The sequence below is a fragment of the Pseudonocardia adelaidensis genome (assembly GCF_039543345.1).
GTDB classification, from domain to species: Bacteria; Actinomycetota; Actinomycetes; order Mycobacteriales; family Pseudonocardiaceae; genus Pseudonocardia; species Pseudonocardia adelaidensis.
This window is the reverse complement of the sequence record NZ_BAABJO010000027.1, coordinates 105,597-129,506: the sequence shown is the minus strand read 5'-3', so window position 1 is coordinate 129,506 and position 23,910 is coordinate 105,597. Positions and strand designations below refer to the sequence as shown.

Annotated in this window: 24 protein-coding genes; 15 read left to right on the top strand and 9 right to left on the bottom strand. The window is 72.2% G+C overall.

Annotated features, from left to right (window positions below):
• Both ABEA81_RS30015 and ABEA81_RS30010 read right to left on the bottom strand, forming a co-directional pair.
• A partial coding sequence (locus ABEA81_RS30015) for a hypothetical protein (RefSeq protein ID WP_345609594.1) occupies positions 1–273 on the bottom strand: 273 nt, incomplete at its 3' end.
• Between the two features lie 134 nt (positions 274–407).
• On the bottom strand, positions 408–734 hold the full coding sequence (locus tag ABEA81_RS30010) for a hypothetical protein (RefSeq protein WP_345609592.1): 327 nt from the start codon (positions 732–734) through the stop codon (positions 408–410).
• Positions 735–1,014: 280 nt separating this feature from the next.
• Between ABEA81_RS30010 and ABEA81_RS30005 the strand changes: the two genes are divergently transcribed.
• Positions 1,015–1,161, top strand: a complete 147-nt coding sequence (locus ABEA81_RS30005) for a hypothetical protein (RefSeq protein ID WP_345609590.1) — start codon at positions 1,015–1,017, stop codon at positions 1,159–1,161.
• Between the two features lie 9 nt (positions 1,162–1,170).
• Here ABEA81_RS30005 and ABEA81_RS30000 read toward each other — a convergent pair whose 3' ends face one another.
• From ABEA81_RS30000 to ABEA81_RS29990, 3 genes are read right to left on the bottom strand one after another with little or no spacing between them, the layout of a single operon-like run.
• Positions 1,171–2,022, bottom strand: coding sequence for a phytanoyl-CoA dioxygenase family protein (locus ABEA81_RS30000; protein WP_345609588.1), 852 nt, complete (start codon positions 2,020–2,022; stop codon positions 1,171–1,173).
• On the bottom strand, positions 2,013–2,747 hold the full coding sequence (locus tag ABEA81_RS29995) for a FadR/GntR family transcriptional regulator (protein WP_345609586.1): 735 nt from the start codon (positions 2,745–2,747) through the stop codon (positions 2,013–2,015). Before ABEA81_RS29995 ends, ABEA81_RS30000 begins: the two co-directional genes overlap by 10 nt.
• 23 nt (positions 2,748–2,770) lie before the next feature.
• On the bottom strand, positions 2,771–4,111 hold the full coding sequence (locus ABEA81_RS29990; protein WP_345609584.1) for an MFS transporter: 1,341 nt from the start codon (positions 4,109–4,111) through the stop codon (positions 2,771–2,773).
• Positions 4,112–4,311: 200 nt separating this feature from the next.
• On the opposite strand from ABEA81_RS29990, the gene ABEA81_RS29985 reads away from it, so the two are divergent.
• From ABEA81_RS29985 to ABEA81_RS29950, 8 genes are all read left to right on the top strand, one after another.
• Entirely contained in the window at positions 4,312–5,418 is a 1,107-nt protein-coding gene (locus ABEA81_RS29985; protein ID WP_345609606.1) for a sensor histidine kinase, read from the top strand.
• On the top strand, positions 5,415–6,098 hold the full coding sequence (locus ABEA81_RS29980) for a response regulator transcription factor (RefSeq protein ID WP_345609582.1): 684 nt from the start codon (positions 5,415–5,417) through the stop codon (positions 6,096–6,098). Before ABEA81_RS29985 ends, ABEA81_RS29980 begins: the two co-directional genes overlap by 4 nt.
• 151 nt (positions 6,099–6,249) lie before the next feature.
• Complete coding sequence (locus ABEA81_RS29975; protein ID WP_345609580.1) at positions 6,250–7,464, top strand: branched-chain amino acid ABC transporter substrate-binding protein; 1,215 nt, start codon at positions 6,250–6,252, stop codon at positions 7,462–7,464.
• Between the two features lie 5 nt (positions 7,465–7,469).
• Positions 7,470–8,408 (top strand): branched-chain amino acid ABC transporter permease, encoded by a 939-nt coding sequence (locus tag ABEA81_RS29970; RefSeq protein ID WP_345609578.1) that lies wholly within the window; start codon positions 7,470–7,472, stop codon positions 8,406–8,408.
• Positions 8,405–10,102: a branched-chain amino acid ABC transporter permease gene (locus tag ABEA81_RS29965; protein ID WP_345609576.1), complete on the top strand. Its 1,698-nt coding sequence runs from the start codon at positions 8,405–8,407 to the stop codon at positions 10,100–10,102. Before ABEA81_RS29970 ends, ABEA81_RS29965 begins: the two co-directional genes overlap by 4 nt.
• Positions 10,103–10,963 (top strand): ABC transporter ATP-binding protein, encoded by an 861-nt coding sequence (locus ABEA81_RS29960; RefSeq protein ID WP_345609574.1) that lies wholly within the window; start codon positions 10,103–10,105, stop codon positions 10,961–10,963. It abuts the gene before it with no gap.
• Complete coding sequence (locus ABEA81_RS29955) at positions 10,960–11,694, top strand: ABC transporter ATP-binding protein (protein WP_345609572.1); 735 nt, start codon at positions 10,960–10,962, stop codon at positions 11,692–11,694. Before ABEA81_RS29960 ends, ABEA81_RS29955 begins: the two co-directional genes overlap by 4 nt.
• Before the next feature lie 90 nt (positions 11,695–11,784).
• On the top strand, positions 11,785–12,405 hold the full coding sequence (locus ABEA81_RS29950) for a helix-turn-helix domain-containing protein (protein ID WP_345609570.1): 621 nt from the start codon (positions 11,785–11,787) through the stop codon (positions 12,403–12,405).
• On the opposite strand, the gene ABEA81_RS29945 is transcribed toward ABEA81_RS29950, so the two are convergent.
• A complete protein-coding gene (locus ABEA81_RS29945; RefSeq protein ID WP_345609568.1) occupies positions 12,399–13,802 on the bottom strand; it encodes an amidohydrolase family protein in 1,404 nt (467 codons plus the stop codon). The two genes, ABEA81_RS29950 and ABEA81_RS29945, sit on opposite strands and share 7 nt — an antisense overlap.
• A 132-nt stretch (positions 13,803–13,934) precedes the next feature.
• Here ABEA81_RS29945 and ABEA81_RS29940 point away from each other — a divergent pair, with 132 nt between their 5' ends.
• Positions 13,935–15,236, top strand: coding sequence for an NAD(P)-binding domain-containing protein (locus tag ABEA81_RS29940; RefSeq protein WP_345609566.1), 1,302 nt, complete (start codon positions 13,935–13,937; stop codon positions 15,234–15,236).
• Here the strand turns inward: ABEA81_RS29940 and ABEA81_RS29935 are convergent.
• Entirely contained in the window at positions 15,213–16,121 is a 909-nt protein-coding gene (locus ABEA81_RS29935) for a LysR family transcriptional regulator (RefSeq protein ID WP_345609564.1), read from the bottom strand. The genes ABEA81_RS29940 and ABEA81_RS29935 overlap by 24 nt on opposite strands.
• 98 nt (positions 16,122–16,219) lie before the next feature.
• Here ABEA81_RS29935 and ABEA81_RS29930 point away from each other — a divergent pair, with 98 nt between their 5' ends.
• From ABEA81_RS29930 to ABEA81_RS29915, 4 genes are read left to right on the top strand one after another with little or no spacing between them, the layout of a single operon-like run.
• Positions 16,220–18,163, top strand: a complete 1,944-nt coding sequence (locus ABEA81_RS29930) for a flavin-containing monooxygenase (protein ID WP_345609562.1) — start codon at positions 16,220–16,222, stop codon at positions 18,161–18,163.
• A 44-nt stretch (positions 18,164–18,207) separates the two neighbouring features.
• On the top strand, positions 18,208–19,539 hold the full coding sequence (locus tag ABEA81_RS29925; protein ID WP_345609560.1) for an MFS transporter: 1,332 nt from the start codon (positions 18,208–18,210) through the stop codon (positions 19,537–19,539).
• A complete protein-coding gene (locus ABEA81_RS29920) occupies positions 19,511–20,791 on the top strand; it encodes a mandelate racemase/muconate lactonizing enzyme family protein (RefSeq protein WP_345609604.1) in 1,281 nt (426 codons plus the stop codon). The genes ABEA81_RS29925 and ABEA81_RS29920 overlap by 29 nt, the downstream gene beginning before the upstream one ends.
• Before the next feature lie 34 nt (positions 20,792–20,825).
• Positions 20,826–21,983 carry a mandelate racemase/muconate lactonizing enzyme family protein gene (locus ABEA81_RS29915; protein WP_345609558.1) on the top strand — a complete coding sequence of 386 codons (1,158 nt, stop codon included), beginning with the start codon at positions 20,826–20,828 and terminating at the stop codon, positions 21,981–21,983.
• A gap of 16 nt (positions 21,984–21,999) precedes the next feature.
• On the opposite strand, the gene ABEA81_RS29910 is transcribed toward ABEA81_RS29915, so the two are convergent.
• Positions 22,000–22,374 (bottom strand): winged helix-turn-helix transcriptional regulator, encoded by a 375-nt coding sequence (locus ABEA81_RS29910; RefSeq protein WP_345609556.1) that lies wholly within the window; start codon positions 22,372–22,374, stop codon positions 22,000–22,002.
• A 77-nt stretch (positions 22,375–22,451) separates the two neighbouring features.
• Between ABEA81_RS29910 and ABEA81_RS29905 the strand changes: the two genes are divergently transcribed.
• Entirely contained in the window at positions 22,452–22,862 is a 411-nt protein-coding gene (locus ABEA81_RS29905; RefSeq protein ID WP_345609554.1) for a RidA family protein, read from the top strand.
• A gap of 20 nt (positions 22,863–22,882) precedes the next feature.
• On the opposite strand, the gene ABEA81_RS29900 is transcribed toward ABEA81_RS29905, so the two are convergent.
• Positions 22,883–23,800, bottom strand: a complete 918-nt coding sequence (locus ABEA81_RS29900; RefSeq protein ID WP_345609552.1) for a LysR substrate-binding domain-containing protein — start codon at positions 23,798–23,800, stop codon at positions 22,883–22,885.
• Positions 23,801–23,910: the final 110 nt, after the last annotated feature.

Sequence of the window (23,910 nt, the reverse complement as noted above, 5' to 3'; positions counted from 1 at the left end):
GGCCAGCAGCCGGGCCTGCCGGGCCTGCGCCCATGCGGCGACCCGGTCGAACCCGACGATCGCATCGATCAGCTGGGCGTCCGACAGCCCGGCCTCGCACTCGGTGTCGGCGTCGATCTCCAGCGCGAACAGCCCGGACGGGGCGGTGTTGCCCCAGGTGCGCTCCTCGTCGCCGCGGCGCAGTTCGCGTTCGATGGCGATCCAGTCGAAGGCGTCCTCGAGTTCGGGGTCGACGGGGTCGCCGACCTCCTCCTCGCAGACCGCATCGAACATGTGTTCGATTCTAGTTGATGTGGATTGGCTCTGCAACATCACGTGGTCCCCTGTGGGGCTTCTGGTGCGGCCCGGCCGCCGTCGGCTTCCCCCGTTCCGGGAGATCACCGAGTTCTCGCCGATCCGGCGAGGGACTACTCGGTCAGCGAGGCCCATGGCCGCGAGATCGGCTGGGGCAGGATCCGGGGCACCACGGCCGACATGCACGCGTGGCGCGCCGCCGAGGCCGCGTTCACGGAAGCGGTCCTGTCGGCGGGCCGCGCGTAGCAGAGGGTCGTCGACACGTGGTGGCGGGGATGCCCGGTTACGCCCGACGGGTCGAGCGGGCGGAACAGGCGTACCGGCGGGCGACGGAGGTCGCGGAGGCGACGTACCGGCCCGTCGTCGAGGAGATCCTCCGGCGGGAAGAGGCCGCCGTCGCCGAGCGCCGGCAGCAGGACGCGGAGCGGTGGCGCCTCCACGAGAAGGCGCGGGCGGACGCGGAGGAGCGGAGAAGGCGGGAGCAGGCGCTCGCGGAACAGGCGATCTGGGGCTGGTCCGCGGTCGACCCCACCACGGTGCGGGTCGTGGAGTCGGCCGAGCAGGGGCTGACCGTCCCGGAGTTGGAAGAGGCGCTGTGCGCGCTGTGGGGAATCCGGCGTCCGGACGATCGAGTGGGACCCGGCCGCCCGGGACGCCGTCGCCCGGGCGTGCGCGCCTCCCGGAACACAACCCACGGACTCCGACTTCCGGTTCTGGTGGATGTCGGCCACGCGCCACATCTGGCACGACCCGGAGGAGATCCCGCCCCCGCGTCCTCCCGGCCGGCACGGCAGCCGGAACCACGCGACGTTCCACGACAGCGACTACGGCGGCGGCCACGGGGCGAGCCACGGCACCACCTTCTGAGCCGGTCGATCAGCCGAAGGCGCTCTCGGCGAGGGCGCTCTGGACCTCGTAGATCGAGCCGGCCCGCGCGTGCTTGGGCAGCGGGATCCGGACGGGCACGGGCTCGAGCCGCGGTGTGGCGGTCGGGTCGCCGCACAGCAGCCGGTCGTTGAACTGTTCCCAACCGGGGAAGTCGACCAGCGGCCACGCGTCGGCCGCGGCGTACTCGAACAGCAGGAACCGGCGGGGGCGCTGTGACCGGTTGGGGGCCGACCCGTGCAGCAGCCGCGCGTGGTGGATCGAGATGTCGCCCGCGTGGAGCTCGATCGGCACGGCCTGCTCGACGAACCCGCCGGGCGGCACGGCACCGGCGAAGACGCCGTCCTGGTGGTGGTCGAGGACGGGGCCGCGGTGCGATCCGGGCACCACCATGAGGCATCCGTTCTCGAGCAGCATGTCGTCGACGGCGATGCCGACCGCCAGCACGTCGTCGTTGGTGTGCGGGTAGAAGGCCCAGTCCTGGTGCCACTCGACGGGGCTGCCGAACTCGGGTGACTTCAGGTTGAGCTTCGTGTTCTGGAACCGGACGCCGTCCCCGACGAGCTGGCGGACGGGGGTGAGCACCGCCTCGTTGCGCAGAGCGCGGTCGTAGGCCGGGTGCTGGCGGTGGGGCGCCTTGAGCCGCCGCAACCGCGGCTCGGCGGCGGTGTGTCCCGGTTCGAGGTCGAACACGTCGGTGTGCTCGGCGACGCCGCGCGAGCGCTCCACGAACTCGTCGGTCACCCGTTGCAGCTCACGGACCTCGTCAGCGGTGAACACGTTGCGCACCGCGAGGTAGCCCTGCTCGCGGTAGGTGCCGATCTGATCCGGCGTCAGGTGCACTGGGAACTCCCTTCCTGGTCGCCGCGGGGGACCGCGGCGTCTCGGACCTGGCAGTCGACGTGGCCCTCCATGAGCGCGACGGCCCGCGCGGCGTCCCCCGCCTCCAGCGCGGCCAGGATCGCGACGTGCTCGGAGTGCAGGGTCTGCCGGTCACCGGGTGCGATCCCGAACGCGCTCCACGCGGTGACCCACGCCTGGTGCACCCACTTCTGCGCCCGCTCCAGCACCGGGTTGCCGGCCGCGCGGGCCAGCAGTGCCTCGAACCGGACGTCGAGGCTGCCCTGCTGGACGTCCTGCTCGGCGAGCTCGGCCGCGGCGCGGTCGAGGAACTCCCGCACGGCGGAGAGGTCGGGCCGCGGTTGCCGCGCCAGCAGCTGCACGACGCGCGTGTCGACGGCGGTGCGCAGGTCGGTGAGCCACTGCAGGGACTCGGCGCCGGGCGCCATCCCGGCGAGGAGCTGCTCGGCCGGCAGGGTGCCGTCGGGGTCGAGGACGAAGGCGCCGGCGTTGCGCCGGATCTCGATCTTCCCCATGCTCTCCAGCGCTCGCAGCGCCTCACGCACCGACACCCGGCTGACCTGCAGCCGCTCGGCGAGCTCGCGCTCCGACTGCAGGCGTTCGCCGGGCGCCATGGTCGCGACCATCCCGTCGAGCTGGGCGAAGACCTCCCGGTAGACGTGTACCTGTTTGATCGGCAGCAGCCGGAAGGAGCGGCGGTCGGGCATGACCGCGATTGTCGTCCCCGCGGTCATCGCGCTCCCGCGACCGTAGCCGTTGCAGCCGGCTCGGCGAGGATGTCGCTGCGGTACGTCTCCGGCCCCCACAACACGGCGGCGGCGGTGATCAGCGACAGCACGACCATGTACCCGGCGACGGCCCACGGCGCACCGCCCGCCCACGCGAGCAACAGGCTCGCCAGGAACGGCGCGGGCCCGCCGGCGAGGATCGACCCGAGCTCGCGGGCGAACGCGAACCCGCTGTAGCGCACACGCGGCCCGAACAGCTCGGTGAAGTACGCCGCCTGCGGCCCGAACATCCCCGCCACCCCGATGCCGACGGCCGCGGCCATCCCGAAGACCACCAGCGGAGCGCTGCCGGTGTGCAGCAGCAGGAAGTAGGGGAACGCGAACAGCGCGCAGAACAGCGCCGCGCCCGCGTAGACCGGCTTCCGCCCGATCCGGTCGGAGAGGATCGACCAGACCGGCACCATCACGAACTGCGCGCAGGTCGCGATCGTGACGGCGATCAGAGCGCTGGTGCGCGAGTACCCGAGCTGGCTGCTGAGGTAGCTGATGCTCCAGGTCGGGAACAGGTAGCCGAGGCCGTTCTCGGCGAACCGGGCGCCGATCACCACCACGAAGCTGCGCGGCTGCGTCACCAGTGCGTGCTTGATCGGCATCCGCAGGACGTCCCGCCGCTCGCGCGCCTCCTCGAACACGGGGGTCTCGGCGAGGGACAGCCGCAGGTAGAGGCCGACTGCGACCAGGACGATGCTGAGCCAGAACGGCACCCGCCAGCCCCAGGACAGGAACTGCTCCTCCGGCAGCGTGGAGACCAGCGCGAACACCCCGGACGCCATCAGCGTGCCGAGCGAGACACCCATCGGGGACCAGCTGCCGAACCAGCCGCGGCGGCGCGGCGGGGCGTGCTCGACGGCGTAGATGACCGCGCCGCTGTACTCGGCCCCCGCACCGAAGCCCTGCACCAACCGCATCAGCACGAGCAGCACCGGAGCCGCGACGCCGATGCTGTCGTACCCCGGGAGGAAGCCGATGAGGAAGGTCGCCCCGCCCACCAGCAGCAGGGTGGTGACGAGGACACCTCTGCGCCCGATCCGGTCGCCGAAGTGGCCGAAGAAGAGCCCCCCGAGCGGCCGGGCGACGAACCCGACCCCAAACGTCGCGAACGCGACCAGCGTGCCGACGGCCGGATCCAGATCGGGGAAGAAGAGGACGTTGAACACCACGGCGGCCGCGGTGCCGTAGATGAAGAAGTCGTACCACTCCAGGCAGGACCCGATCCCGGACGCGAACGCCACCCGCGCCAGCGATCGCGGCCCGATCCCGTCCCGTTGCGCCGTCCTGGTCACCCGGACCTCCTCGTCCTGGTAAGTGGACTGACCACTGACCAGAGGGTGCGGGTGCGGCGCGGGCCGGGTCAAGGGAGGAACGCGGATCCGCGGTTCGGGACCGGTTCAGCAGCCGCCGGCTGCCCCCGTGGGGGTAGGCCCGGATACCCCAGGGAGGCGGCGAGACCGTGATCACCGCGTCCTAACGTCTAGCCGTGCGAATGGGCCACCAAGCGGTTCTCACGGACGCCTTGTTCGCCGTGGTGCTGACTGCGCTCGCCGTGGACACGGCCTCCCGCAGCGGTGCGGGCGGCTGGCTCGTCCACCTCGTGGCGGTGCTCGCGGTCGCGCCGATCGCCGTCCGCCGGCGCGTGCCGGTGCTGGCGACGTGGATCATGGCCGGGGCGATCGCGGCGTACGGCTTGCTCGCCCCCGGCACCGGAGAGGTCCCGGGCGGCGGGTTCGGCATGATCGTCGGGATGTTCACCGTCGCCACGCTGCGGCCTCCCCTCGCGGCTGCGGTCGCCTTCGTGCCGGCGGTGGTGGCGACGGCGGCCTTCCTCGCGGCCGCGGGGATGCCCGGCGGGTCGGTACTGGCGTTTCCCACGCTGGTGCTGCTGGGGGTGTGGGGGCTGGGCGACGCCACCCGGCGGTGGGCCCAGCGCTCGGAGCATATGGCCGCACGGGCGGCGCGCGCCGTCGCCGACGAGCGGGTGCGCATCGCGAGGGAGCTGCACGACATCGTGACCCACCACATGTCGGTCGTGTCGTTGCAGGCGGGCCTCGCGCAGTACGTGCTCGACTCGGACCCGCCCACCGCCAAACTCGCGATCTCCGCGGCCGGTGATGCCGGTCGGCAGGCACTGGCGGAGATGCGCCGCTTGCTCGACGTGCTGCGGGTCGACCGCGACGCCGAGTCGGACTACCGCCCGCAGCCCGGCCTGTCCGACCTCGACCTGCTGGTGGACCGCACCCGCAAGGCCGGGCTACCGGTCGACGTGGTCGTGACCGGCCGGGCCCGTCCGTTGCCGCCGGGACCGGACCTGTGCGCGTACCGGGTGGCCCAGGAGTCGCTCACCAACATCCTGAAGCACGCAGGCCCGGCGTCGGCGCGGATCGAGCTCGACTACGGGGAGCAGACGCTCACCCTCTCGGTGAGTGACGACGGAGCCCCGTTCGCCCCGGGGTCCCCCGCCGCCGACTCGCACGGCATCCGCGGCATGCGCGAGCGTGCCGAGCTCTACGGTGGTGTCCTGACCGCCGGCCCACGCGAGCAGCGCGGGTTCGCCGTGGTCCTGCGCCTGCCGATCAGCGAGGACGGATCATGATTCGCATACTCGTGGTCGACGACCAGGCCCTGATCCGCGGTGGTCTCGTCGCCCTGTTCACCGCCGCGCCCGGGCTCGAGGTCCTGGGCGAGGCCGCCGACGGCGCCGAGGCCGTCGCGTCGGCGTCCCAGACCCGGCCCGACGTGATCCTGATGGACATCAGGATGCCGGTGCTGGACGGGATCGCGGCCACGCGCCGCATCCTGGCTGCTTCGGGGGATGACCCGCCGCGGATCATCGTCCTCACCACCTTCGACCTCGACGAGTACGTGTACACCGCACTCGGCGAAGGCGCGTCCGGCTTCCTGCTCAAGGACACCCCGCCCGACCGCATCATCTCCGCCGTGCACACGGTCGCCGCTGGCGACATCCTGATCACCCCGCGCATCACCCACCGGTTGGTCGAGACCTATGCCCAGCACCATCGCACCGCGGCCGCGGCGAACGCCCAGCTGACCGAGCTGACCCCGCGCGAGACGGAGATCCTGCGGCTCGTCGGCAACGGCCTGACCAACGGCCAGATCGCGCAGCGGCTGGTGCTCAGCGAGGCCACCGTGAAGACCCACGTCAAGCGCCTGATGGCGAAGCTGCACCTGAGCAGCCGTGCGCAGGCGGTCGTCGTCGCATACGAGACCGGGCTGGTCCTGCCCGCATCGTCCCGTCTCCCTCATTCGGTGTAGCGACTTCGTACCCCGTCCGGGGTAGCCGAGGTTCCCGTCTGGGTGGGACGACCGGCGCCCTTCACCCCTTTAGCGTCACGCCCGCATCGGGCCGCTCGCCCGATCGGGATATGTGATGGGGGAAGCAACAGCGATGAGTCGGAGAAATGCGGTGACCGCCACCGGGGTGGTCCTGGTCGGCGCGATCCTGCTCGCGGGGTGCGGGACGAACCGTTCGGAGGGCGACGCCTCCGGTCCGTCGTGCGACGCCAGCAAGGGCACGCTGGTCATCGGGATGATCGCGCCGATGTCCGGGAGCCTGTCGGCGATCGGACTGGGGATGCGCAACTCGGCCGACCTGGCGGTCGACCAGGCCAACGAGAAGTGCACCGTCCCGGGTTACCGCCTCGCATTCCAGCCCGAGGACGACCAGAGCCTCCCGCAGATCGCGGCCCAGGCGGCGACGAAGCTGGCCTCGGACCCGGCGGTCGTGGCCGTCGTCGGCACGTACAACTCGTCCACCGCACAGTCGGCGGCGCCGGTACTGGCCCAGCGCTCAATCGTGCAGATCTCCCCGGGCAACACCGGGCCCGCGTTGACGAGGGGCGAGGAGGCCGCCACCGATCCGAAACGCCCGTTCCCGACCTACTTCCGGGTGGCGGCGAACGACCTGGTGCAGGGCCCGTTCGGTGCGCGGTACCTGGTGCAGAAGGCGGGCAAGAAGAAGATCGCGGTCATCGACGACGGCAAGACCTACGGCGTCGGGCTGGTCGAGAACTTCGTGGCGGAGGCCGAGCGCCTCGGCGCGCGGATCGTCGCCAGGGAGAAGGTGGGGGAGAAGGACACCGACTTCTCATCGACGATCGCCGCCATCCGTCCGAGCAAGCCGGACGCGGTGTACTACGGCGGCGAGTACCCCGTGGCGGGCCCGCTGTCGAAGCAGCTCGCGGAGGCGGGCCTGGACATCCCGCTGATGGGCGGCGACGGCATCGCCGATCCGCAGTACATCCGGCTGGGCGGGCGGCCCGGCGACTTCGCGACGAACATCGGCGCCCCGGTGGAGTCGCTCTCGAGCGCGAAGTCGTTCGTCGACGCGTACGCCGCGGGGGGCTACGCCGAGCCGTCCAGCGCGTACGGGCCGATGACGTTCGACGCGACCAACGTGATCATCCAGGCGCTGGCGGGCGTCGTGCGTGATGGTGAGTTCGACGAGCCGAGCCGGCTGCAGCTCCTCGACGCGGTCCAGCGGACGAACCTCTCCGGGGCGAGCGGGAAGGTGGCGTTCGACGAGTTCGGCGACACGACGAACAAGGTGCTCACGGTCTCCACGGTGGAGGACGACGAGTTCGCTCCCCTGGAGACCGGGGTCTTCGAGCCGTCGAGCTGACCGGCTTGTCGACGCTGTTGTCCACGCTCCTCTCGCAGATCGTCAACGGCCTGGTGCTCGGTTCCCTGATCGGGCTCATCGCGCTGGGCTACACGATGGTCTACGGCGTCATTCAGCTGATCAACTTCGCGCACGGCGAGGTGTTCATGGTGGGCGCGTACGGCGGGCTGGCGACGTCCACCTACCTGCTGCCGGCGATCCTGCAGCAGCAGTGGTACATCGCCCTCCCGCTGCTGCTCGTGGCCGGCGCCGCGGTCTCGGCCGCGGCCGCGGTGGCGATGGAGCGGTTCGCCTACCGGCCGCTGCGCGACGCGCCGCGGCTCGCGCCGCTCATCACGGCGCTCGGGGTGTCGGTCGCGTTGCAGGAGGCCGTGCGCGTCTTCTACCCGGGGGCGATCTCGCCGCTGCCGTTCCCCCGGGTGTTCGTCGAGGGCGCCTACGTCATCCCGATCGGCGACGGGGTGCCCGTCCGCTACACCGGGGTGCTGATCATCGTCGGGTCGGTGGTGCTGGCGGTCGCGTTGCAGCGGTTCATCGACCACTCGCGGATGGGGAGGGCGATGCGCGCCATCGCGCAGGACCGCGACATCGCCCGCCTGATGGGCATCGACCCGGACCGGGTCATCGTGGCGACGTTCGCGCTCGGTGGGGTGCTCGCCGGGGTCGCGGGCATCCTCTACGGGGCCGACCTTGGCTTCGTCAACATCGACATCGGCTTCCAGACCGGGATCTTCGCGTTCACCGCCGCCGTGCTCGGCGGCATCGGGAACATCAGGGGTGCCGTGGTGGGCGGGTTGGTGATCGGGCTGGTGAAGGCGCTCGGAGGGCAGTACCTGCCGGGCGGAACGGCCTACGACTACGTCTGGATCTTCGTGGTGCTGATCGCGGTGCTCGTGTACCGGCCCCAGGGGTTCTTCGGCGAGACGGAGCGGGTGCGGGCGTGAACGCCACCGAGCTCGTCAACAGCACTGCGTTGCGGGTGGCGGGCGGCCTGCTCACCATCACCGGGACCTATCTGCCATGGGCGACCTTCGTGCTGAACGACGGGCCGTACCCCGCGAAGGCGACGCTGGAGTTCTTCAGGGAGCCGTTCGGGCTGGCCGGGTACCGGGCGCATCTGCTGGCCTTCGGGGTGGCGGCGCTCGTGTTCGCGCTGGTGGCGGTGCCGGGACAAGGGAGGATCCTGCGCGCGCTCGGCGCCGGTGTCGTCACCGTCAGCGTCCTCAACGGGCTGTGGATCACGGTCGACGGTGGCGGGCTGGGCGCCATCACCGTGTCCGACGAGGACGTGGCGTTCGGGGCGCCCGTCGCGTTGGTGGGCGGGGTCCTGATCCTGGCGGCGTCCGCCCGTGGGCGGGCGTCGGACGTGCCGGCGTGGCAGTGGCGGTTCCCCCCGTGGTGGGAGCGGCTGTTGCTGCTGGGGGTGTTGGTCCTGCTCCTGGTGCTGGTGTCGGCGGTGCTCACCAGCGGGGGACAGGGCGGCGCGGCGAACGTGTACGCGGGCGCGGTGTTCCTGTCGTTCCTCGCCGCTGCCGGCGCTGGGATGGGCGCGCTGCACGCGTCGGGGCTGTCCTCGTGGGTGGCGGCGCTGTCGGAGCGCCACCGCGGGTTCGGCATCGGGGTGCTGCTGCTGTGCGCGCTCGCGCTGCCGTTCACCGGGGCCGGCACCGAGTACTGGATGACGGTCGCCGCGAACATCGGCGTGTACGCCGCCGCGGCGATCGGGCTGAACATCGTGGTGGGGCTCGCCGGGCTGCTCGACCTCGGCTACATCGCGTTCCTGGGCATCGGGGCGTTCGTCGCGGCGAACCTCTCCGGCGCCGCGGCGTCGCGCATCGGGCTCGACCTGCCGTTCCCGCTGGTGATGGTCATCAGCGCGGTGGTCGCGGGGTTGTTCGGCGCGGTCGTGGGGTCGCCGACGCTGCGCGTCAGGGGCGACTACCTGGCGATCGTCACCCTCGCCTTCGGCGAGATCTTCGTCCGCTCGGCCCAAAACGACATCGGCGGGCTGACCGGGGGCTCCAACGCCATCCCGGGCATCCCGCCGCTGTCCCTGTTCGGCCACGGCTTCGACGAGAAGCTGGTCATCGGGGGCGTCCGGGTGGCCCCCGGGGTGCTCTACTACGTGCTGATCGTGCTCATCGTCGCCGGGGCGATGCTCGTCTTCGCCAACCTGAAGAACTCGCGGCTGGGCCGGGCGTGGATCGCGATCCGGGAGGACGAGGACGCGGCGCGCGCGATGGGCGTCCGGACGGGGTCGACCAAGATCCTCGCCTTCCTGATCGGCGCGATGCTCGCCGGGATGGCCGGCGCGTTCTACGCGCACAAGACGGCGACCGTGTCCTACGAGAGCTTCCGGTTCATCGAGTCGGTCACCCTGCTCGCCGCGGTGATCCTGGGCGGGATGGGGACGATCCCCGGCGCGGTGCTCGGCGCGTCGATCCTGTTCGTGCTGCCGGAGAAGCTGCGGGAGTTCTCCGACTACCGGCTGCTGCTGTTCGGGATCGCGCTGATCCTCATCATGCGGTTCCGGCCGCAGGGCCTGGTGCCCGACACGCACCGGCGGGCGGAGCGCGCCCCCGGCAGGGAGGAACCGACCGTCGTGCTGCCGGCGGTCCTGGCGAAGGTGGGCCGCTGAATGCCGGACCGTGCTATGCCGGACCGTCCGATGCCGGACCAGCCCACCGTGGACTTCGGCCGGCCGCTCGTCGGCGAACCGGTCCTGCACGCCGCCGCCGTGTCCATGCGGTTCGGCGGGCTCACCGCGCTGAAGGACGTGTCGTTCACGCTCGCCGACCGCGAGATCATCGGCCTGATCGGGCCGAACGGGGCGGGCAAGACCACGCTGTTCAACTGCCTCACGGGCTTGTACACGCCCACGTCGGGTTCGGTGGCGATGCGCGGGATCCCACTGCCGCCGGACCCGGCGCGGGTCACCGAGCGGGGGGTGGCCAGGACGTTCCAGAACATCCGGCTCTTCCCGAGCATGACGGCGGAGGAGAACGTGCTGGTCGGCCGGCACGTCCGGATGAGGCAGGGCGCGCTGTCGTCGCTGCTGCACGGCCCGGCGTTCCGGCGCAGCGAGGCGGAGGCCGCGCGGCGGGCGGGCGAGCTGCTGGCGTTCGTCGGGCTGACGCGCTCCTCCGGCGAGCCGGCCGGCAACCTGGCCTACGGCGACCAGCGGCGGCTCGAGATCGCACGGGCGCTCGCGACCGACCCCGAGGTGCTGCTGCTCGACGAGCCGACCGCCGGGATGAACGCCCAGGAGACCGCGGCCACCCGGCAGCTGATCTCGGCCGTCCGTGCACTCGGGATCTCGGTGGTCGTCATCGAGCACGACACGAAGTTCATCTTCGGCACGTGCGACCGCGTGGTGGTGCTGGTGCGGGGAGAGGTGCTGGTGGAGGGCACGCCAGAGCGGGTGCGCGGCGACCCCCGCGTCGTCGAGGCGTACCTGGGGGCGCCGCCCGGCGGGGCCGGAGGAGGGTGGCACGGATGAGTTTCCTCGAGGTCCGCGACCTCACCGTCGCCTACGGCGCGATCCAGGCGGTGCGCGGTGTGTCGTTCGCGGTCGGTCGCGGCGAGATCGTGAGCCTGATCGGCAGCAACGGCGCCGGCAAGACCACGACCCTGCGCACGATCTCCGGGCTGCTGCGGCCGGTCTCGGGGGAGATCCTCCTGGACGGCGAGCCGCTGCACCGGCTGCCGGCGCACGAGGTCCTCACCCGCGGTGTGGCGCACAGCCCGGAGGGGCGGCGGCTCTTCGCGCGGATGACGGTGGAGCAGAACCTGCGCCTGGGCGCCCACACCCGCCGCGACGAGCCCGGGATCGAGGCCGACCTGGAACGGATCTACGCGATGTTCCCGGTCCTCGGCGGGCGCCGGGCGGCCAAGGCGGGCCTGTTCTCCGGCGGTGAGCAGCAGATGCTCGCCATCGGCCGGGCCCTGATGTCGCGTCCGGAGCTGCTCATGCTCGACGAGCCGTCGATGGGGCTCTCCCCGATCATGACCCAGGTGATCCTGGAGACGGTCCGCAGGCTGCGGGACTCGGGCACGACCGTGTTGCTCGTGGAGCAGAACGCGCTGGCGGCGCTGTCGCTCTCCGATCACGCCTACGTGATCGACCTGGGTCGCACCACGCTGAGCGGCACCGGGGCCGAGCTGCTGGCCGACCCGCGCGTGCGGGAGGCCTACCTCGGTGAGGACGGCGCGGCCTCCGGGGTGTGGTGACGACGCGCGCCGGATCGCCTGCGGCACCTGACGTCTCACCGGTGGCTACCCTGAGCGCGGCCGGACGCGGTGGTGGCAAGGGGGCAGCGGGTGGAGGCGGAAGTCGGTGCTCGCCTGCGCGCGGAGCGCCTGCGTCAGGGGTTGTCGCTGAGGGCGCTCGCGCAACGGGTGGGCGTGTCGGCGAGCATGCTCTCCCAGGTCGAGATCGGGCGCAGCCGCGCATCGGTGGCCACGCTCTACGCCGTCGTCGAGGAGCTCGGCCTGTCGATGGATGCGCTCTTCGCCCGGGAAGGTGCGGCGCAGCGCGCCCCGGAGCGCACGTCGGTGGAGGCCGGACCGCCGGATGTGGTCAGGGGTGCACCGGTCGTGCGCAGCGCCGAGCGGGCCCGGATCGAGCTCGACACCGGCGTGGTGTGGGAGCGGCTCGCCCACCTCGACCCGGGCGAGCTGGAGTTCCTGGAGGCGACCTATCCCGCCGGCGGCGCATCCGGGGAGGCCGGGCGGTTCAGCCAGCACAGCGGCCTGGACTGCTGCTACGTGCTGGCCGGGCGGCTCACGCTGCACCTCGGCTTCGAGACCTACGAACTCGGGGTGGGGGACACGGCCGCGTTCGACGCCACCCGGCCGCACAAGCTGGAGAACTCCGGTGCGGAGGACTGCCGGGCGCTGTGGTTCATCGTCCACCGGGATCGCCCGGCAGGCGGTCACTGACGGTCGTCCGGGCGGACGGTGCCGGGGAACCACTCGCTCCCGGAGCCCGCATCGGGGTACGCCGAGACGAGGTGGTCGCGGGACCGCACGGCCCGCCGCACCAGGTCGTCCAGGTCGATGTCGAGGAGCCGGCCGGAGCGCTTGCGGCAGCGGCCCGCCACGTAGACGGTGTCGACCAGGCCGGGGTGGGCGGCGTACACGACGGCGCCGAGCGGGTTGTTCAGCGGTGCCGTGGCGGGCGAGGGCGCCAGGACGATCACGTCGGCCTGCTTGCCCGCGGTCAGCGAGCCGGTGCGGTCGCCGAGCCCGCAGGCCCGGGCGCCGTCGATCGTGGCGAACTCGACGACGTCGCGGCAGGTGAGGTCGAGCCGGTCGGGGGAGCTGCCCTCCCGGACGTGGTGCTCGTTGTCCAGCGCCCGCTGGACGCCGATCGCGGTGCGCATGGTGGCGAACATGTCGCCGCCGTTGAGGCTGCAGACGTCGATGGAGAGGCTGGGGCGCACGCCGGCGCGCAGCAGGCGCCCGGTGGCCGGCCAGCCGTGGCCCATCGCCATCTCGACGTCGGGCGCCACGGACGCGCTCCCTCCGGAGTCGGCGATCATCCGGAGCTCGTCGTCGGCGAGCGTGCAGCAGTGCACGTACGTGGTGCGGTCGCGGAGGAGGCCGTCGCGGTGCAGACCGCGGACCGGGCCGCTGCGTCCCCACTCGCCGTCCCCGACGTGCACGGTGATCGGCAGGTCGAGGTCGGTGGCCAGCGCGTAGTCGTGGGCGTTGACCTCGGGGGTGGTGAACTGCGGCCCGCGCAGCGCGATGGCCATCGTGACCAGCCCGCCGTCGGAGGAGAAGTGTTCCGACCGGATCCGCCGGACGTCGCCGGTGTGCGGCACGTCGGAGGGTACGGCCCCCCATTCGTGGGCGCCGCCGCCGTGGGCGAACACCGCCCGCAGACCGGCGTCCCGCAAGGCCTGTACGGCCGCGTCGCCGTGCTCGGGGGTGTAGAGGTTGTGCGACCAGTCGAGCAGGGTCGTGATCCCGGAGTCCAGCGCCTCGACCGCGCCGAGCAGGTTCGCGACGTAGGTGTCCTCCGGGCGGAAGTGCCTGCTCAGGCCGCTGTGGATGCCGGCGAGGTACTGGCCGAGCGTCCAGTTCGCGGCATAGCCGCGGACCACCGACTGCCACGTGTGCCGGTGGGTGTCGACGAAGCCGGGCATGACGATGCGCCCGGACACGTCGACCACCTCGGTGCCGGGTGGCGGTTCGACCCGCGCCGCGACGGCGGCGATGCGGTCGCCCTCGATGAGGACGTCGCCGCGGGGGAGGACGTCGGTGGCGGGATCCGCGGTGATGACGACGCCGCCGTGCAGCAGGGTGCGCGTGGGGGGAGCGGACGGGGACATCGAACAACTCCGTTCGTGTCGGGCCGATCGGGCGTGCCCGAGTGTGCAGCAACGCCGGAGCGCTGTACAGCAGCACTCCAACCGTCAAGTGCTGCTTGACGCTCCGGGGGTCCGGGCGGCTACCGTGCCGGGGTGACCGAGGGGGGAGGGGACGCCGTGTTGATCGGGTTCGCCGGGATCGGCCGGATGGGCCGTCCGATGGCACGCAACCTGGTGGCGGCGGGGCACGCCGTGCTGGGGCACGACCCGGCGGTCGACGAGATGCCCGACGGCGTCACGCCCGTGACGGACGCCGCGGCGTTGGCCGAGGCGCCGATCAGCATCAGCATGCTGCCGGACGCCGCGAGCACCCGGGAGCTGGTGCGGGGCGGGTTGGCCGCAGCGGGGCCCGACCACCTGCACATCGTCATGGGCACGGTCGGGCCCGAGGTCGTCCGCGAGCTCGCGGAAGGCGGCCCGGTGGCGATCGTCGACGCCCCGGTGTCCGGCAGCGTGTCGCTCGCCGAGACCGCGGCGATCACCACGATGGTCGGCGGTGCCCCCGACCTCGTCGAGCGGGCGCGTCCGGTGCTCGCCGCGATGACGTCGGCCCAGTTCCACACCGGCCCGGTGGGCACCGGGTCGGTCGCCAAGCTCGCGATGAACGCGGTGCTCGGCCTGCTCAGCCAGGGGGTCGCCGAAGGCCTGCTGATCGCCGAGTGCGGCGGGCTGGATCCCGCGGCCTTCTACGAGGTGCTGCGCAACAGCGCGGCGGGTGCGCCGTACGTCGGCTACAAGGAGAAGGCGTTCCTCGAGCCCGACGTCGCCGGGGTCGCCGCGCCGGTGTCCCTGATCCGCAAGGACCTCGCCATGGCCCTCGAGCTGGCGCGCCGGGGTGGAGCCGGCGTGCCCGCATCGGAGGTCGCGCTCGCCGTGCTCGACGAGGCCGTGGCGGCCGGGCTCGGGGAGCAGGACATGGCCAGGGTGCTCAGCGCGCTGCGGATGCGCGCGAGGTCGACCGATGGAGGAGGACGTCCGGTGACCGAGTCCGGTGCGGAGGTCGAGGCGACGATCCGCGGGCTGGAGGACGCCCGCTACGACGCCGTGCTGCGCGGCGACTTCCCGGCGTTCGCGGCGCTCTCCCACCCGCGGCTGACCTACACGCATTCGAACGGCAGCGTGGACACCCTCGACTCGTACCGGGAGAAGGTCGAGTCCGGCTTCTACGTCTACCACCGCATCGACCACCCGATCGACCGGGTCGTCGTCGAGGGCGACACCGCGCTGGTGATCGGGGAGATGCACGCGGACATCACCGCGGGCGGCACCCGCAAGACGCTCGCCAACCGGGCGTTGGCCGTCTGGGTGCGGGTGGACGAGGGGTGGCGGTTGATCGCCTACCAGCCGACGGTGTTGCCGGACGGCGGCCGGTCAGGCGTCCGGGTATCCCGCTAGCGCGGCGTTCGCACCGCCGGGGCACAGGTCCAGGAAGCGAGCCAGTACCGGGTCGGTGGCGTCGTTCCAGGCCGCGGCGATCCGCAGGCGCAGTTCGATCCCCGTGAGCGGCACGAGTGCGACCCCGGGCTGGGCGACGCGGCGGGCGGAGGCCGGGACGAAGGCCGCGCCGAGCCCGCTGGCGACCAGCCCCATCGCCACGTGGGTGCGGTCGACCTCGTGCGCAATGCGGGCGCTGAAGCCTGCCTCCGCGCATGCGCTCGTGTAGTAGTCGTGCAGCTCCGGCTCGAGGCCGCGGGCGATCAGGATGAGGTCGGTGTCGGCCAGCTCGGGGAGCGCGACCTCCGGCCGGCCGGCGAGCAGGTGGTCCTCCGGGACGGCCAGCAGCACCTCCTCGCTCTGCACCGGCTGCAGGCGCAGGTCGGGCGACTGCCGCACCGGCAACCGGACGAGTGCGACCTGGATCCGGCGGTTTCGCACGCCGTCGACGGCCTGCTGGTTGTGCATCTCCTCGAGGATGAGCCGCACTTCCGGGTTCCGGGCCCGGAACGTGCGCAGCAACGGGGGCAGCGCGGCGTAGAGCGCTGGCGCGATGAACCCGAGCCGCAACGTGCCCGCCGTACCGCGGCCCGCCGCCCGGGCGCGGCGGGTGGCCTCGTCGGCGTGGCCGAGGAGCTGCCGGACGTCCTCCAGCAGCGCGCGGCCCGCCGGAGTCAGGTCGACGCGGTGGCGGTCCCGCTCCAGCAGGGTGACGTCCAGCTCGCGTTCCAGCGCCGAGATCTGCCGGCTGAGCGCGGACTGGACGATGAAGAGCCGCTTCGCGGCACGGCCGAAATGCAGTTCCTCGGCGACCGCGAGGAAGGAGCGCAGGTGTCTCAGCTCCACTCCGGCCTCCTTCGTCAAGCCCTGCGGTGATTCTCACCGGGCATCACCGCCGACCGTTCAGTATCTCCGGCGCCTCGCCGCTCACCGATGCTCGACGGATGTCGATCGCGTCCACCGCCGCCCCGGCCGGGCTGGCCGCGCTGTTGAACGACGAGGACGCGCTCGTCGCGGCGGTGCGCGGTGCGGAGCTGCCCGCGCTGCTGCCCGCCCTCGCGCACCTCACGGGCGACCTGTCGCTGGTCGACCCCGCGTTGCGGCCGCCGTTGCGGCTGCTGCCGGACCGGATCGAGCCGCAGGGCGGCATGGCCCCGGCCGTGCAGGAGCGGGCGCGGCACCGCGCGCTGGGTGCGCTGCACGCGTTCCGCGACGGCGGCATGGTCGCCGCGCCCGATCCGGACGAGGCCGGGCTGCGGACGCTGATGCGCTTCGTCTCCGGGGACGTCGGCGACGAGTACCTGCCGCTGATGGCGCACGAGCTGGGGCTACCGGTGGACGCGGGCGCGCCCGGGTGGACGGTCGACGAGGTCGCCCCCGGGCGCACCCTGGACGTGATCGTCATCGGGGCCGGGGTGTCCGGGCTGGTCACAGCCCACCGGCTGGGGCAGACCGGGATCGGCGTCACGGTGCTCGAGCGCAACGCCGACGTCGGCGGGGTCTGGCTGGAGAACAGCTATCCCGGCGCGCGGCTGGACACCCCCAACTTCGCCTACAGCTTCTCCTTCGCGCAGGAACCGGCCTGGCCACACCGGTTCTCGACCCGCGCGGACATCCACGCCTACCTCGCGGGCGTCGCCGACCGGTTCGGCCTCCGCGGCCGGATCCGCTGCGGGCACGAGGTCGTGGCCGCCACCTTCGACGACGGGACCCGCCGGTGGACGGTGCGCGCCCGCCGCGACGACGGCTCCGAGGTGGCGCTGCAGGCCGACGCGGTGATCAGTGCGACCGGACAGCTGAACCGGCCGAAGCTGCCGGACGTACCCGGCCGCGATGCATTCGCGGGCCCGGCGTTCCACACCGCCAGGTGGCGGCACGACGTGGACCTGACCGGCCGCCGCGTCGCGGTGATCGGCACCGGGGCCAGCGCCTACCAGGTGGTGCCCTCGATCGTCGACCGGGTGCGGTCGCTGACGGTCTTCCAGCGCACCCCGCCCTGGATGCTGCCCACCCCCGACTACCACGAGCCGATCCCGCCCGCGGAGCGCCGCCTGCTGCGCGATCTGCCCACCTACCACCGGTGGCTGCGCTACTACCAGTTCTGGACCTCGGTCGACGGGCGCCGCCCCTTCGCGGAGGTCGATCCGGACTGGCACGAGGCGGGGTCCGTGTCGGCGCGCAACGCGGCGCTGCGCCGTGCGCTCGAGGCGCACCTGCGGCGCCGGTTCGGCGACCGGCCGGACCTGCTGGCCAAGGTGATGCCGGACTACGCCCCCGGCGCGAAGCGGATGATGCGCGACAACCGCGTGTGGCCGGCCGCGCTCAAGAGGGCGCACGTGGAGCTCGTCACCGACCCGATCACGCGGATCGTCCCGGAGGGCGTGCACACGGCCGACGGCCGGCTGCACGACGCCGACGTGCTGATCCACGCGACCGGCTTCCACGCCTCGGACTTCCTCGCCCCGATCCGGGTCAGCGGGCGCGGCGGCCGGGACCTGCACGCCTGGTGGGCCGGGGACGCTCGGGCCCACCTCGGCGTGCACGTGCCCGGCTTCCCGAACCTGTTCTGCGTCTTCGGTCCCAACACGGGTCTCGTGATCAACGGGAGCATCCTGCTGTTCTCCGAGATCGCGGTGCACCACATCCTCGGCTGCCTGCGCGAGCTGCTCACCCGCGGCGCGCGCACGGTCGAGGTGCGGCCGGCCGCCCACGACGCGTACAACGCCGCGGTCGACGCAGGCAACGCCCGCATGGCATGGGGAGTGGCCACCGTGAACAGCTGGTACCGCAACGCCGCCGGCCGGGCTTCCCAGGTCTGGCCCTTCACCCTGCTCGACTACTGGCGGATGGTGCGCGTGCCGGACACCGCCGACTTCCGCTGGGACTGACCCCGTTCCGCTTCCTCGTCCGACGACGTACGTCAGGAGCGCTCGTGACCCGACCCACCACCTCTCCCACCGACCGGGCCCGGCGCCGCCGGGTCGCCGCCGCGACCTTCGTCGGCACGGCGATCGAGTGGTACGACTTCAACCTCTACGGTGCCGCGGCGGCGCTGATCTTCGCCTCCCAGTTCTTCCCGAACTTCTCGCCCGCGGCGGCGACGCTCGCCGCGTTCGGCACGTTCGCCGTCGGCTTCATCGCCCGGCCGATCGGTGGCATCGTGTTCGGTCACTTCGGCGACCGGTACAGCCGCAAGCAGACGCTCGTGGCGTCACTCCTGCTGATGGGGGCGGGCACCGTCCTCATCGCTGCACTGCCCACCTACGCCCAGATCGGGCTCGCGTCGCCGATCCTGCTCATCGCGCTGAGGTTCCTGCAGGGCCTGGGGGTCGGCGGAGAGTGGGGCGGCGCGGTCCTGCTGGCGCTGGAGCACGCCCCGGCCGGGCGGCGTGGCTTCTACTCCGCGTTCCCGCAGGTCGGGCTGCCGGCCGGCGCGCTGCTGGCGAACCTGGTGTTCTTCGCGGTGGCGGCGGGCCTGGGGCCCGAGCAGTTCGCGGCCTGGGGGTGGCGGATCCCGTTCCTGCTGAGCGCCGTGCTGGTGGCCGTCGCGCTGGTGGTCCGGCTCAAGGTGGACGAGAGCCCGGAGTTCTCGACGATCCGCAGCCGCGGTGAGGTGCGGCGGGTGCCGCTCCTTGAGGTGCTGCGCCGCAGCCCGGTCGCCGTCGCACTCGGGATGGGCATCACCTTCGCGCCGTCGGCGCTGGGGTACCTGCTGACGGTCTACCTGCTGAGCTACGGCACGGGCACGGCCGGCGTCGCGCCGCAGTCGATGCTGCTCGCGATCACGGCGGCGTCGGTCGTGTACCTGGTGGTGGCCTGCCTCACGGCGCTGGTCTCCGACCGGGTGGGCCCCGGCCGGATCTTCACCGTGTCGTCGGTGCTGGGCGTGCTGGTGCCGTTCGCGGTGTTCGCGCTGGTGAACACCGCGGCGGTGGGCGCCGTGCTGCTGGCCACCGCGCTGCTCGGGGTGGTGCTGGGCCTGATGGTGGCGGTCCAGGCGGTGATCATCTCCGGGTCGTTCCGCGCCGACGTGCGCTACACGGGGTCCTCGCTCTCCTACCAGCTCGGTGCCGTTCTCGGCGGCGGCCTGACGCCGCTGCTCTCGGCGATGCTCCTGGTGGCCACCGGCTCGTGGACGGCCGTGGCGGGCTACATCGCGCTGCTCGCGGCCGTGTCCGGGATCGCGGTGTGGCTGCTGCCGCGGGTGGCCGAGGCGCCAGACCGGCCGGCCGGCGCTGTCCCTGCGGTTCGTCCAGGGGTCTGATCGGCGGCCGGCCCCGGCTCTTGACCAACCGGATCCCGGCCGCCTATCGTCTGTCGAAATCGACTTTCCGCTTGCCGGAAGGAAGTTCCGTCGTGTCCACCGCCGTGCGCGAGCCCAGGCGTTTCGAAAAATATTTCGACCCTCTCCGCCCGGCCTGCCCGTGAAGATCCGACGCATCGAGACGCTGGTCCGCGACCAGGTCGCGGTGGTCCGGGTGACCACGGACGACGGGGCGATCGGCATCGGCCAGACCGCGCCGTACCAGGCGGCCGTCAGCGCGCACGTGCTGCACGCGATGGTGGCGCCGCTGTTCCTCGGCAAGGACCCGTGGGACGTCGAGGCGCTGGTGGACGAGTGCGTGCGCGTCCACTACAAGTTCCCGAGCAGCTTCCTGCACCGCGCGCTCGCCGGGGTCGACACCGCCCTGTGGGACGTGCTGGGGCGGGTCACGGGGCAGCCGGTCGCGAAGCTCATCGGTGGGCACGCCCGCGCGTCCGTGCCGATGTACGCCTCCAGCATGAAGCGCTCGGTCACGCCGGAGGAGGAGGCCGAGCGGCTCGCCGCGCTGGTGGCCGAGCAGCGCTTCCGCGCCGTGAAGATCCGCGTCGGGGAGGTGATGGGCCGGGACGTGGATGCGGCGCCGGGGCGTACCGAACGGATCGTCCCGCACGTGCGCGAGGTGCTCGGCGACGGCGTGGACATCTCGGCCGACGCGAACGGCGGGTTCTCCGTGAGCCGGGCGATCCGGGTCGGCAGGCTGATGGAGGACCACGGCTACTTCCACTTCGAGGAGCCGTGCCCGTTCCCGGAGCTGGAGCAGACCGCGCAGGTCGCGGCCGCGCTCGACATCCCGGTGTCCGGCGGTGAGCAGGACACCTCGATGCCGCAGTTCCAGCGCATGATCTCCGGCCGCGCGGTCGACATCGTGCAGCCCGACATCGGCTACATCGGCGGCATCTCGCGCGCCCGCAAGGTGGCCGTGCTCGCCGAGGCGGCGGGAATCCCCTGCACCCCGCACTGCGCGAACGACTCGCTGCTGCAGGTCTTCACCCTCCACCTCGCCGCGGCGATGCCCGCGTGCACCCAGTACCAGGAGTGGAGCATCGAGCACACCCCGTGGAGCCGGGGGATCTTCGAGCCGGTCCTGCAGGTCGTGGACGGTGCGGTGCCCGCCCCGACCGCCCCCGGCTGGGGCGTCACGCTCGACCCGGCGTTCGAGCGCGCCGCCGACGTCACGACGTCCGCGGCGTGAAGGCGGAGACGAGAAGGGACGAGGAGAGGCGACGTTGAAGATCACTGAACTGGTGCCGTGGCTGGTCGGGTCCGAGGGCACGGGATGGGGCGAGTACCTCTTCGTCGAGGTGCGCACGGACGAGGGGATCAGCGGCTGGGGCGAGATCACCACGACCACGCCCACGGCCAACCGCGGCATCGCGTCGATGGTCAGGCAGGTGAACGACCTGGTCGCGGGCGACGACCCGGCGCGCATCGAGGACACCTGGCACAAGATCTTCCGGGCGTTCACCTACATGGGCAGCCGCGGCGCCGGCACGAACGTCGTGAGCGCGGTCGACATCGCGCTGTGGGACATCCGCGGCAAGGTCCTCGGCCTGCCGGTCTGCGACCTGCTCGGCGGCCGCGTCCGGGACGACCTGCTGATCTACACCCACCCCGACCAGCGGCGGTTCGGCACGCCCGAAGGGGTCGTCGCGGAGATCCGCGAGATCGTCGATTCCGGCCACACCGGCATCAAGTTCGACCCGTTCCCGCACAAGCCGGGGGTGCCGCTGGCGAACGACCGCTACCTCGACGGCGCGATGAGCCGCACCGACGAGCGGAAGGCCATGGAGCTGACGGCGCTGATCCGCGAGGCCGCGGGCCCCGACGTCGAGCTGCTCATCGACGCCCACGGCCGGTTCGACGTGCCCACCGCCATCCGGCTCGGCCAGGCGCTGGACGAGGTGGGCGACATCCACTGGTACGAGGAGCCGGTGCCGCCGGAGAGCTACCACGCCCTCGAGCAGGTGCGCGAGCGCGTGCGCGTCCCGATCTCCGTCGGAGAGCGGCTGCACACCCGGTGGGACTTCGTCCCGGTCCTCGAGAACCGGCTCGCCGACTTCGTGATGCCGGACGTGACGTGGACCGGTGGGATCTCCGAGCTGAAGAAGATCGCCACGATGGCCGAGGCCTACTACGTGCCGATCTCGCCGCACGACGCGGCCGGCCCGGTCAACCTCGTCGCGGGTGGCCACGTGATGGCGACCGTGCCGAACTTCTACCGGATCGAGTCGAGCCGCCACGACCTGAGCAGCTACAACCAGTTCCTCACGGCCCCGCTGGACAACCGCGGCGGCAGGCTCACCCTGCCGGCCGGGCCCGGCCTCGGGCTCGACTTCGACCTGGACCACCTGCGCGGCCACGCGCGCGACGGGTTCCAGGGCTGATCTTCGGCGGGCCGGGTCACGACAGGTCGTCGAAGCGCGCCCGCGCTCGTTCGACGTCGGGCAACGTGACGGTGCTCCAGCGCAGCAGGGCGTCGATGAGGTCCTGCAGCGACCTCCCGAGCGGTGCGACGCGGTACTCGACGGCCACGGGGCGCGTGCTCGTGACGACGCGCTCGATCATCCCGTTGCGCTCGAGGCGACGCAGTGCCGCCGTGAGCGACTTCTGCGTCACGACGGGGATCGCCCGGCGGAGCTCGTTGAAGCGCAAGGGCCGCTCGCAGAGCGAGTCGAGGATCTGGAGCGACCACTTGTCCAGCACCTGGTCGAGCAGCTCGCGGTGCTGCTCGGTGAGCTGTGGGCCTTCCGGGTGGTGGGGAGCGGTTTCCTGCATGCCACCTAGTCTCGTTGAAGTTCCCTTTGGGCACCAGGTAGACGTTGGATACCTGGTCCACCACTGAAGGGAAAATCGTGGCAGTGCAGTTGCTGACCCCGGAGGGCATGTTCGCTCCCGTCCCCTACCACCACGTCTCGATCGGCACGGGGGCCCGCCAGGTGCACGTGGCCGGCCAGATCGCGCGCGACGCCGAGGGGAACCCGGTCGCGACGGGTGACCTCGCCGGTCAGGTCGCGCACGCGCTGCGGAGCACGGCGCGCGGCCTGGCCGGAGCCGGAGCGAGCTTCGCCGACGTCGTGCGCCTCCGGTTCTTCGTCACGCACTGGAGCCCGGACAAGTACGACGACTTCGTCGCGGGCGTCGAGCGCGTCGTGGACGAGCTGGGCATCCCGCGGCCGTTGCCGCCGCTGTCGGCGATCGGCGTCGACTACCTGTTCGAGCCCGACGTGCTCGTCGAGGTCGAGGCCTACGCCGTGCTCGACTGAGGTCTCGCAGCGCCGAGGGCTCACAGCATCGGCTGCCCCTCGCCGGCGAACTCCCGCTTGCAGAACGTGACGAGGGTGCGCACCTTGGCGGTGGGGACGGTGCCCTCGGGATAGGCGAGCACGACGCTGTTGGCCGGCACGTCGTCGGCGATGCGGCGGTACGCGAGGGGGAGGCCGTCGTAGGTGCGGTCGCCGTACGGGCGGCCCATGATGATCGTGTAGCCGAGGCCGCGGGCGACCATCGAGCGGATGGTCTCGACGTTGGTGCTGCGCCAGCGCACCTCTGGTTCGAAGCCCGCGGAGCGCAGGATGTCCTCCACGTGCCCGGTGGCGGGCTGCAACCCGAGCAGGATCGCGGTCTCGTTCTCGAGCTCGCGCAGGGGCACCTCGTCGAGCCCGGCGAGGCGGTGGTCGGGCGAGACCGCGAGCTGGAGCCGCACGGGCGCGATCTCCTCGCTGGTCATGCCGTGCACGAGGTGGTTGGAGTAGATGAGGACGGCATCGAGGTCGCCGGTCCGCAGCCGATCCTGCAGGACGGTGGATGCGTCCTCGACGAGCTGCACGTCGATGCCCGGGTGGTGCTCGGCGAACCAGGCGGCGATGCGCGGGAACAGCCATGGGGAGAGGGTGGTGAAGCAGCCGATCCGCAGGGGGCCCGCCAGCTCGCCGCGGGCGATCCGGGCGACGGCGCCGATGTCCGCGGACCGTTCGAGCACGGCGCTGGCGTGCTCGTAGACCCACCGCCCGGCGGGGGTGACGGTGACGCCCTTGCCCCGGCGCCGCAGCGTGAGCTGGACCTTGAGGCAGCTCTCGAGCTCGGTGATCGCCACGGACACGCCGCCGGGGGAGACGCGCAGCCGTCGCGCGGCGTCGGTGACCGAACCCTCCTCGACGACGGCTGCGAAGTACTCCAGCTGGCGGAGCGTGAAGTCGGGCACTTCAGCCTCTCTGAACAAATTGTCGAAATACTTGTGATTGTCGCACGTGAGGCGCACCGCCCATAGTGGGTCGACCCACGGCGAGAGGCTCAACGATGAGAAGCAGGTCC